At 46.8% G+C, this 10836-nt stretch carries 8 protein-coding genes; 3 read left to right on the top strand and 5 right to left on the bottom strand.

The window, feature by feature from the left end; translation table 11 throughout:
* Nucleotide 1: 1 nt before the first annotated feature.
* Nucleotides 2-1810: a translational GTPase TypA gene (gene typA / locus GWG06_RS17395; RefSeq protein ID WP_160714675.1), complete on the top strand. Its 1809-nt coding sequence runs from the start codon at nucleotides 2-4 to the stop codon at nucleotides 1808-1810.
* A gap of 262 nt (nucleotides 1811-2072) precedes the next feature.
* Here typA and recA read toward each other — a convergent pair whose 3' ends face one another.
* From recA to GWG06_RS17370, 5 genes are all read right to left on the bottom strand, one after another.
* Nucleotides 2073-3083 carry a recombinase RecA gene (recA, locus tag GWG06_RS17390; RefSeq protein WP_127043950.1) on the bottom strand — a complete coding sequence of 337 codons (1011 nt, stop codon included), beginning with the start codon at nucleotides 3081-3083 and terminating at the stop codon, nucleotides 2073-2075.
* 577 nt (nucleotides 3084-3660) lie between these two features.
* Complete coding sequence (locus tag GWG06_RS17385; protein ID WP_127043951.1) at nucleotides 3661-4362, bottom strand: hypothetical protein; 702 nt, start codon at nucleotides 4360-4362, stop codon at nucleotides 3661-3663.
* An 8-nt stretch (nucleotides 4363-4370) separates the two neighbouring features.
* On the bottom strand, nucleotides 4371-5858 hold the full coding sequence (gene rpoN / locus GWG06_RS17380; protein WP_127043952.1) for an RNA polymerase factor sigma-54: 1488 nt from the start codon (nucleotides 5856-5858) through the stop codon (nucleotides 4371-4373).
* 69 nt (nucleotides 5859-5927) lie between these two features.
* Nucleotides 5928-6527 carry a ribonuclease HII gene (locus GWG06_RS17375; protein ID WP_160714673.1) on the bottom strand — a complete coding sequence of 200 codons (600 nt, stop codon included), beginning with the start codon at nucleotides 6525-6527 and terminating at the stop codon, nucleotides 5928-5930.
* Between the two features lie 80 nt (nucleotides 6528-6607).
* A complete protein-coding gene (locus GWG06_RS17370) occupies nucleotides 6608-7045 on the bottom strand; it encodes a hypothetical protein (RefSeq protein ID WP_160714671.1) in 438 nt (145 codons plus the stop codon).
* A 270-nt stretch (nucleotides 7046-7315) separates the two neighbouring features.
* On the opposite strand from GWG06_RS17370, the gene GWG06_RS17365 reads away from it, so the two are divergent.
* On the top strand, nucleotides 7316-9478 hold the full coding sequence (locus GWG06_RS17365; protein WP_160714669.1) for a S46 family peptidase: 2163 nt from the start codon (nucleotides 7316-7318) through the stop codon (nucleotides 9476-9478).
* Nucleotides 9479-9663: 185 nt separating this feature from the next.
* Entirely contained in the window at nucleotides 9664-10827 is a 1164-nt protein-coding gene (locus tag GWG06_RS17360) for a porin (protein WP_160714667.1), read from the top strand.
* The last annotated feature ends 9 nt before the right edge of the window (nucleotides 10828-10836 follow it).

Raw genomic sequence — 10836 nt, 5'->3', positions numbered from 1 at the left:
TATGAACATTCGTAATATTGCTATTATTGCACACGTAGACCACGGTAAAACTACCCTGGTTGACAAAATCCTTCATCAGACCAATGTATTCCGGGCTAACCAGGAATCGGGAGAGCTGATCATGGATAGTAACGATCTTGAAAGAGAGCGTGGTATCACTATTTTCAGCAAGAACGCTTCTGTTGAATACAAGGGCACCAAAATTAATGTGATTGATACGCCGGGCCACGCCGACTTTGGTGGTGAGGTAGAGCGCGTATTGAAAATGGCTGATGGTGTAATCCTGTTGGTGGATGCTTTTGAAGGCCCGATGCCACAAACCCGGTTTGTGTTGCAGAAAGCATTACAGCTGAATCTGAAACCAATTGTTGTTATCAACAAAGTGGACAAGGCTAACTGCCGTCCGGATGAAGTACACGACGCTGTATTTGAATTGTTCTTCAACCTGGATGCTACTGAAGATCAGCTGAACTTCCCGACCTTCTACGGTTCCGGTAAAAACGGCTGGTTCAACAGTTCCCTGGAGCAGTGCGCAGACATTACACCGTTAATGGATGGTATCCTGGAACACGTACCTGAGCCGAAGACACCAGAAGGTAGCCTGCAGATGCAGATTACTTCCCTGGACTATTCTTCTTTCCTGGGGCGTATTGCTGTAGGTAAAGTTACCCGTAATGCTATTGAAGAGAATCAGTGGATTTCCCTGATGCAGGCTGATGGTACTATCAAGAAACAGAAAGTACGCGAGCTGTACATCTTCGAAGCACTGGGTAAGAGAAAAGTAAGTAAAGTATTTGCCGGAGATATTTGCGCCGTAGTAGGTATTGAAGGATTCAACATCGGTGATACCATTGCCGATGCGGAAGCTCCGGAAGCCCTGCCGGTTATCAGTGTGGATGAGCCGACCATGAACATGCTGTTCGGTATCAACAACTCTCCGTTCTTTGGTAAAGATGGTAAGTTCGTGACTTCCCGTCACCTGCGTGACCGTCTGATGAAAGAAACTGAGAAGAACCTGGCGCTGCGCGTAGTAGATACAGACAGTGCTGATAGCTTCCTGGTTTACGGCCGTGGTATCCTGCACTTAGGCGTATTGATTGAAACCATGCGTCGTGAAGGTTACGAGCTGACTGTTGGTCAGCCACAGGTAATCGTGAAACAGATTGACGGTAAAAAATGTGAACCATACGAAACTTTGGTGGTAGATGTTCCGCAGGAATTCGCCAGCAAGGTTATTGACCTGGTAACCCGCCGTAAAGGTGAGATGCTGATCATGGAAACCAAAGGTGAAATGCAGCACCTGGAATTTGAAATTCCTTCCCGTGGTCTGATTGGTCTGCGTACCCAGATGCTGACAGCAACTGCCGGTGAAGCTGTAATGGCCCACCGCTTTAATGACTATAAAGCCTGGAAAGGCGCTATCCCTGGCCGTAACAATGGTGTACTGATTGCGAAAGAAGCGGGTAGCACTACTGCTTACTCTCTCGATAAGCTGCAGGACAGAGGATCTTTCTTCGTTGATCCGGGAGAAGAAGTGTACAAGGGTATGATCATCGGTGAAAACAATAAGCCGGGTGATCTGGTGGTGAATCCTAATGAAGGAAAGAAACTGACCAACATGCGTGCGAGCGGTAGCGATGGCGCTGCGAACATTGCACCTAAGATCCTGATGACACTGGAAGAATGTATGGAGTACATCCAGCATGATGAGTGCATTGAGGTTACGCCTAACCACATCCGTATGCGTAAAACCATTCTGGATGAAGAAGAGCGTAAGAAATCTGCAAAAAGCATGAAGGCAGAAGCATAATAGTTATTTAGTAAGATGTAACTAGTGATAAAAAAGCCGCTCCGTTATCGGAGCGGCTTTTTAGCGTTTAGCCGTCAGGGTAACTGGCTGTTGGCATTACACCTGATGGCTAATTGCTTTTGGTGCTAACTTCTAAGAAAAATCCCCGCCCAGGATAAGGCAGGGATGTGCATACTAACCCAATGCTTACTAAAACTAAAACTAACTTCTATGTATGTTTAAAAGAGTCTTATTCATTTTTTTCGGCGGAATTACATAACAATCAAGCCTCTTCCTGTTTCTCAGCAATTTTCGCCTTGATTTTTGTTTCAATTTCCGCGGACAGCTCAGGATTATCGTTCAGCAGTTGTTTTACTGCATCGCGGCCCTGGCCGAGTTTGTTGGAATCATAGCTGAACCAGCTACCGCTTTTCTGTATAATTCCGTATTCTACGCCCATATCTATTATTTCACCCATCTTGGAAATACCCAGGCCATAGATAATGTCAAATTCTGCCTGACGGAACGGTGGTGCTACTTTGTTTTTCACCACTTTCACTTTCACACGGTTACCTACAGCTTCGTCGCCATCTTTGATCTGGCTCATGCGGCGGATATCCAGCCTTACAGAAGCGTAGAACTTCAAGGCGTTACCACCTGTTGTTGTTTCCGGGTTGCCAAACATAACACCGATCTTTTCACGTAACTGGTTAATAAATATGCAGCAGCAGTTTGTTTTGGAAATGGTGGCAGTCAGTTTACGCAGCGCCTGAGACATCAGACGGGCCTGCAGACCCATTTTGCTTTCACCCATTTCACCTTCCAGCTCACCTTTGGGTACCAGAGCAGCCACAGAGTCGATTACCACCACGTCCACGGCGCCGGAGAGAATCAGGCGGTCGGCAATTTCGAGTGCCTGCTCACCATGATCCGGCTGGGAAATCAGGAGGGAATCCACATCCACCCCCAGTCTTTTAGCATAAGAGCTGTCAAAGGCATGCTCCGCATCCACAATGGCGCAGATACCGCCTTTTTTCTGCGCTTCCGCAATAGTATGTATAGCTACGGTTGTTTTACCAGATGATTCAGGACCATATATCTCTATGATTCTCCCTTTCGGAAAACCACCAATTCCCAGCGCGATATCAAGACCCAATGAACCGGTTGATATAACCTCCATGGGTGCTTCTGCTTTCTCGCCCATCATCATCACAGATCCCTTACCGAAATCCTTCTCGATCTTATCCATTGTAAGGCGTAACGCCTTCAGTTTTTCTGCATTGGCTGTAGACATATCAGTAATTGTTTTTTACAAATTTAATCGAAAGCAATTCACATCAGGATTGGAATGCTAAATTAAAACCTAATTTTTAATTTTCCTAAATTTTTTAGCATTTTATTTTTAATGCTAAAAAAACTAGTATTCATATCCCCCTGTTTCTCTTCTTCATTCCGGTGCGGCAGCTCCTGAAAACCGTTGTCCCGCATTGACATAACAAAGATGCGAAGCCGTTACGCATTGAATATGCGCAATCAATTTTTCTTTCAGAAAATATTTTTCAGCGGACTTCGGGGGAAACTACTGCATTTTGAAAAAACGTAGTTATACGCTTGAGTATCAATATAGAATATCAGACTTTTGTACTGTCAAGTTTAGTTGTTGATGATTGTTACCCCACATGTTTGTTAGGATTGTTTGTTAACCTTGCCTTGCGGCCTTGCATCCATTACCGGAACAACCGCATCCGGCCCCAGGTAAGCCCCAAAGAAGTTTTCGCCATTCGTTTTCCCCCTTTGTTTCCCCCAATCCCTGTCAACTGCTTAGCTGTATAAGCCGGAACACGGGGATTGGGGAACGGGAAATAACTATATTAAATTACCAGCATCCAGCACGCTGCCAGCTGACTGATAATTCCGATAAAAAATCCGAGGTAAATCTCTGCCGGCGTATGCGCCTGCAGCACCAGCCGCGCAGTAGCTACCAGGCCGGCCACCAGGAAGGTAATCACCAGCGGTACAGACACATTCATGTGCATACCCCACATCAGCGACAGCAGAAAGCCGATTACTCCGCCCCATCCTACGCTGTGCATACTGGTTTTCCAGAAATTATTGGTTACAAACGAAATTACAATCGCAATAAAACTGCCCAGGAAAAAGGCAGAATAAAACCGGGGCGCCCGGCCCTCCTGTAAAAAGGTATAAAATGCCCAGAAATAATATATAATAATCGCCACGTAAGGAATAATACGGTCACGCTGCGTTTTCATATATATAGAGGAGATAAATCCCAGCGATTTGGCCAGCAGCACCGATAATAACGGAAAAAACAGGCTGATGATGATAACCCTGAAATACAGAATATCATACGGAAACCGTTTGCTGACCGGCCTGAACGCCACCATATATTCCGGGATCGACTGCAGTACCAGGAAAGTAAGCAGGGTAGGAATAAACAACGGATGTGTAATATAGGAGATCACCTGCGCGAGCGCGCGCATTACCGGCGAAAACTCCACGGTTCGCGGTTGCATATGTTCATCCCCGAATGATACTGCTTGTTCGTGCGTCATTTGCTATTTTATAATTCTTTACGTAAGCGGGCCACCGGAATATTTAACTGCTCCCGGTATTTGGCCACTGTACGGCGTGCTATATTATATCCCTTGTCCTGCAGCATTTTGGTGAGATTCTCATCACTCAGCGGCTTGCGCTTGTTTTCTGCCTCTATCAGATCAGAAAGAATTTTCTTTACCTCGCGGGTAGATACTTCTTCTCCACTGTCTGTAGATAAGGATTCTGAGAAGAAAAATTTCAGTTTGAAGGTACCGAACTCCGTCTGTACATATTTGCTGTTGGCAACACGGCTCACCGTCGAAATATCAAGCTGCGTGCGGTCTGCAATATCCTTCAGGATCATCGGCTTCATCGTGGTTTCATCGCCGGTGAGGAAAAATTCCCGCTGGTAATCCATGATAGATTCCATCGTCGACAATAACGTATGCTGGCGTTGCTTGATGGCGTCAATAAACCATTTGGCGGCATCGATCTTCTGTTTGATGAACAGTACCGCTTCCTTCTGGCGCTTATCTTTTTTATCACCGCGGTCGTATTCCCGGAGCATTTCCCGGTAGCCGCCTGAAATGCGCAGATCCGGAGCATTGCGTGAATTCAGCGTTAGCTCCAGCTTACCGGCATTGTTCAGTATGAAGAAGTCCGGCAATACGTAACTCTCCGCTTTGTTGAGCGTGGCGTAATTGCCGCCGGGCTTGGGATTCAGCTTAATGATCTGATTGATGGACGCTTTCAGCGCTTCATCGCTCAGGCCCAGTGCCTTTTGTATCTTCTCGTAATGCTTCTTGGTAAATTCGTCGAAATAGTTTTCGAGGATTTGATAAGCGGTATGCACTCCCTCATCATCCTGCGGCTTACGTTTCAGCTGCAGCAGCAGGCACTGTTTGAGGTCTGTGGCGCAAACGCCGGCAGGGTCAAAGTCCTGTATCTTTTTAATCAGCTCGTAGATCTCTTCTTCTGTTGTATCAATATTCTGGGAGAAGGAAAGGTCGTCCACCATGGCGCTCACTTCGCGGCGCAGATAACCATCGTCATCGATGCTGCCGATAATATGCTCTGCGATGGTGTTCTGATGCCCGTCCAGCTCCAGCATACCCAGCTGGCTGAGCAGGTGCTCGTGGAAAGACGTTTCTACCCGGATCGGGATGGTCTTGTTGCTTTCATCCGGATCGGGATAGTTATCGTCACGCAGTTTATAATCTGCTACATCGTCATCTCCTTCACTCACATATTCAGAAATATCGATATTGTCGTACTCATTTTCACTGCCGTCCGGCTCGAAATCGTCCTCATCATCCTTACTGTCAAATTCGTCCTGCTCTTTAAATTCATCCTCATGCGCATCTTCCCCGTATTCCAGGGCAGGATTTTCTTCCAGTTCTTCTTTGATTCTTTCTTCGAGGTTGACAGTAGGAACCTGCAGCAGCTTCATTAACTGAATCTGCTGTGGTGATAGCTTCTGTAATAACTTCTGCTGTTGTGTCTGCTTTAACATAATCGTTCCCCCATCAGGGCAAAATTAATAATATAGAATAGCTTTCGGCTATTTTTTGCTGGAAAGCTACTACAGGTCTAACTCCAGCTGTTCCGGCAACAAACGGAATGACTTGCGGTGGTAAGGCGTTTCGCCGTGTTCCCTCAAAGCATCGCGGTGATACTTTGTGGGATATCCTTTGTTGTCATTCCATCCGAAATGCGGATATTCTGTGTGCAGCCGTTGCATATATTCGTCCCGGTACGTTTTGGCAAGAATGGATGCTGCTGCAATAGAGGCATATTTACCATCTCCCTGAACAATACAGGCGTGGGGAACATTACCATAGGCATAAAACCTGTTCCCGTCCACTATAATATACTCGGGTTGCTGCGGCAGCTGTTCCAGCGCGAGATGCATGGCCCGGAAAGAAGCTTTTAAAATATTTATCCTGTCAATTTCCTCATTATCCACACTGGCTACTGCGAAATACAGTGCTTCTTTCTCAATTACCCCTCTCAGCATGTCGCGGTTGGCAGCATTGAGCTGCTTGGAATCATTCAGCACAGGGTGGCTGAATCCTGCGGGCAGAATTACTGCTGCCGCAAATACAGGTCCTGCCAGACACCCTCTTCCGGCTTCATCACAGCCCGCCTCCAATAATAAATCCTGATAATGAGAAAGTAGCAAATCCAATTGGTTTTATAACGGGTAAAATTACAAGAATAAGTTCAAGGAACAAGGATTGTGGAATTTTGACCGGGTGGCCGTCAGTCCTTCTTAAACAGGTCTTTGAAGTTCTGTTTGAATTCTGTCCACTCCTTGTCTGATTTTCTCATCAGTTCATCCGTAGCTTTACGGGTGCTGTCCCAGGCGTCGGCGCTGCTGCTTTTGATGTCCTTCATCTTTTTGTTCATCTCCACTTTCAGTTCTTCCAGCTCTTTCAGCGCAGTTTTACTTTTTTCAGTGCCTTCTTTTTTCAGTTCATCCGCCGTCTGGTCAATTTGTTTGATACGCTCATTGATGGCCTCTGTCGCCTGTTTCTTCTGTTCGTCCAGGTAATCGCCGGCATTACCTGCGGCAGATTTCAGGTCTTCCTTCAGTTTCGCGGCATCTTCTTTCAGACTGTCCCTGGCCTCTTCCTGACGGCTGCTCTGATTACAGGAAAAAAGGGCGGCAGCGCTCAGCAGTAACAAAATTCTTTTCATGTTCGTACAGATTTAAATATTATTGAAATACCGGATTTACAATTTTGGCACGGTCACGACGCAGCTCCCCTTTATCAAAACATATTCCAGTTTTTTTGTTTATGCTATCAGCCAATAAATTTACAGGATTAAACGATGGGTAAGAAACAATAATATTTGCTGATAAGTACAGACTATGGGGAGGATGATACCCATAATGTCCGCTTCTATAACTGCTGGTAACAAAAAAATAGCTAGGTTTGAGGTCCTTTAAACAAAACCAGAACAATTATGAAGAAAAATTTAGTGGTTTTGCTCCTCCTGCTCAGCGTCAGCATTAAATGGGCGAAAGCAGATGAGGGCATGTGGCTACCTTATTTATTAGGGCAGCAAACCTACAATGACATGGTGAAGAAGGGACTGAAGCTGACGAAAGAACAATTGTACAGCATCAACAAGGCATCCCTGAAAGACGCCATTGTTATCTTCGGTGGTGGCTGCACCGGCGAAATTGTGAGCAGCGAAGGGCTGATTTTCACTAACCACCACTGCGGTTACGGCGCTATTGCTGCTGCCAGCAGTGTAGAACACAACTACCTTAAAAACGGTTTCTACGCCAAAAATAAACAGGAAGAAATTCCTTCCGGATCTTTATCCGTACAGTTCCTGGTACGGGTAGAAGATGTGACTGCGCCGATGCAGGAGTCATTGAAAGGCCTCAGCGGTACAGAAAGAGTACAGAAAGAACAACAGGCTTATGAAGGCATCATCACCAAAGCCATCAGCGGCACCGGTTATGAAGCTAAAGTGGTACCTATGTTCAAAGGTAACCAGTACCTCCTTTTTGTATACGAACGCTACAAGGATATCCGCCTTGTAGGTACCCCGCCCGAAAGCGTAGGTAAATTCGGTGGCGATACCGACAACTGGGAATGGCCCCGTCATACCGGCGACTTCTCCGTTTTCCGCGTTTATGCGGGTAAAGACGGTAAACCGGCTCCGTATGCAGCAGATAACGTTCCTTTAAAGCCTAAGCACTTCCTGCCCGTTTCCATCAAAGGCGTAAAAGAAAATGATTATGCCATGATCTTCGGTTACCCCGGCAGCACCAACAGATATGAAACTTCTTTCGGCATAAAACTGAAAACAGAAGTGGATAACCCTTCCCTGGTTAACCTCCGCGATGTCAGACTGAAAGCCATGATGGAACAGATGCTGAAAGATCCTGCGGTAAAACTGCAGCTGGCATCTTCCTACGCCAGCATTGCCAACTACTGGAAATTCTTTGACGGCGAAACCAAACAGCTGAAAGAACATCATGTACTGGAAGAAAAGGAAAGAAACGAAGCGGCCTTTGCCAAATGGGCGCAGGATAAACCGGAATTCGCCAATATCCTCAGCGATTATGCGGCAGCCTACAAAGCATGGAGCCCTTACGCCAAATCCCGTATTTACCTCACGGAAGGCATCCTCGGTTCCCAGCTGACAGCATTTGCCTCTTCCCTGATGGGCGTAGAGAAAGCCCTGGTAACTCCCGGCGCTGCAAAGAATGCAGCCGCTCAGGCAGTTGCTGCAGCTGATAAAGCCCGCACCACTTTCCTCAGCGAAGAAAATAAACCCAGCGACCAGAAAATTCTGGCGGCTACTGCCCGCATGTACTACAACGACGTGCCTAAAGACCAGCAGCCTGCCGGCTTCTTCGATGCGCTGAAAAATAAGTTCGGCAGCCTCGATGACGAAAACACCTGGAAATTATGGGCCGCTGCTGTCATGAACAATACCATCATCCTGGACGATGCCAAATGGAAAGCATTTGTAGCTAACCCGGATGCAGTAACCCTGCAGAATGATCCGGCCTTCGCATACGCCAGCACCTTCGTTAAGAATTATGTTGGCAAATACCAGCCGCTGTACACACAGTTCCAGCTGAAAACAAATGACCTGGGCCGCGCCTACCTGAAGGGTGTTATGCAGATGCAGCCTACCGGCAACAGATACCCTGATGCCAATTTCACCATGCGCGTGTCTTACGGCCAGGTGAAATCATACGCTCCCCGCGATGCGGTATTCTATGATTATGCAACAACCATGAAAGGCGTACTGGAGAAATATGTTCCCGGCGATTATGAATTTGATCTGCCTGCCAACTATGCTGACCTGTACAAACAAAAAGATTTCGGTCAGTATAAAGACGCTAAACGTAACGATGTGGTGGTAGGCTTCATCACCACCAACGATATCACCGGTGGTAACTCAGGATCTCCTGTCATCAACGCCAATGGTGAACTGATTGGCCTCGCCTTCGATGGTAACTACGAAGCGCTGAGCCACAAAATTCAGTTCGACGCTGCCTTCAACCGCACTATCTGCGTAGACGTACGCTATGTACTGTGGTGCATCGAGAAACTCGGCGGCGCCAAAAACATCATCAATGAACTGAAACTCGTTAAATAGATTCATTTTATTATTTGATTATTTGAGATTTTATTTCTCATAAAGATGCCCTCTGGTAAGTCCGGAGGGCATCTTTTTTTGAAATAAAATCTCAAATAATCAAATAATAAAATGATCAAACATTTCCGTGGCACGTGTTGTTAAAACAGGATTAACGCCTATTTACAACCTCACAACAACCGTGCATGCTCAAACAACCGATAGTCTTTATCGCCATCTTTTTATTTACGGTGAAAGGTGCGTATGCATGGAATGAGCCGGTAAAAGACAGCACTGTAAAAGATACGGTACAGAAACCGCTGGCCGCATTTCTTAAAAAAATTACGCTCGGCGGCGTGTTCCAGGCGCGGTATACTGTTTCCCTTCACCGCGAGGTGGATGTCAACGGGCAGCATCAGGCCAATACCGACGAGGTAGTACGCAACAGCTTCAGCCTGAAACGTGCCAGGCTACAGGTAAAAGCCCAGGTGAGCGACCGCCTGCAGGCGGCAGTATTGGTGAACCTCGCCGACTTTGCCAGTGATCCCAAAGGAAAAGTGCTGGAAAATGCTTTTATATCCTACCGCTGGAACGATGCGCTGAACTTTACAGTAGGGCAGTTCAGGCCTGCTTTCGGACTGGAAGACCTCTTCCCCGTTGATATTATCCAGTCCATGGATTTTTCCAACCAATACTACTCATTCGGCAGCAACGGCTGGCAGAGCTTCCAGGTAGGCGTTTCCATGTCCGGCACCTTCAGAAAAGAAACGGCGTGGCCGCTGAAGTATGCGTTGTCTGTCGTCAACGGCAATAACCGTAACCAGCTTTCCGACGATGACAACGGCAAACTGGGCACCGCCCGCCTGGAAATAGGCGACTTCAGCAAGGCGTCTGTCGGCCTGAATGGTGGCTTCGGTGGTGTAAAACAGCAAAACGTATATGCGTTGGGGGTGGATTTCTCCGGCGTGATTCCCCTCACCGGCAAATGGGACCTGCTGCTGCAGTCTGAATTCAAACAAGGCACCAACCACCGCTACTATTACTCGCTGCCCGACAGCCTGAAAACAGATCCGCTGAACAGATACCTGATGCACGGTGTATATGTACTGCCCAACTTCAGGTATAAGATCAAATACCGCAAGCTCACTTCCATTGAATTTTCCATGAGATATGAGTATTTTAATGAAGACTTCAGACATGCCGGCAATGCCCGACGTACCTATATGCCTATGATCAGCCTTGCCTTCCTCAAAGATTATGGCGGAAGAATTCAGCTGGGAATGCAGATAGATAACTACGACCGGGATATTCCCGGTACAAAAACCCATAACAGCAACCTGTTGATAGTACAGGTGCAATGCAGACTTTAAAGGCGCTTC

The sequence above is a fragment of the Chitinophaga solisilvae genome (assembly GCF_009928525.1).
GTDB lineage: Bacteria > Bacteroidota > Bacteroidia > Chitinophagales > Chitinophagaceae > Chitinophaga > Chitinophaga solisilvae.
Note: the sequence above shows the minus strand (reverse complement) of the source record. Positions and strands in the feature narration are given on the sequence as shown.

Coding starts and splice junctions, on each gene's coding strand:
- typA (WP_160714675.1), top strand. CDS start 2: ATGAACATTCGTAATATTGCTATTATTGCACACGTAGACCACGGTAAA.
- GWG06_RS17360 (WP_160714667.1), top strand. CDS start 9,664: ATGCTCAAACAACCGATAGTCTTTATCGCCATCTTTTTATTTACGGTG.
- recA (WP_127043950.1), bottom strand. CDS start 3,083: ATGTCTACAGCCAATGCAGAAAAACTGAAGGCGTTACGCCTTACAATG.
- GWG06_RS17385 (WP_127043951.1), bottom strand. CDS start 4,362: ATGACGCACGAACAAGCAGTATCATTCGGGGATGAACATATGCAACCG.
- rpoN (WP_127043952.1), bottom strand. CDS start 5,858: ATGTTAAAGCAGACACAACAGCAGAAGTTATTACAGAAGCTATCACCA.
- GWG06_RS17370 (WP_160714671.1), bottom strand. CDS start 7,045: ATGAAAAGAATTTTGTTACTGCTGAGCGCTGCCGCCCTTTTTTCCTGT.
- GWG06_RS17365 (WP_160714669.1), top strand. CDS start 7,316: ATGAAGAAAAATTTAGTGGTTTTGCTCCTCCTGCTCAGCGTCAGCATT.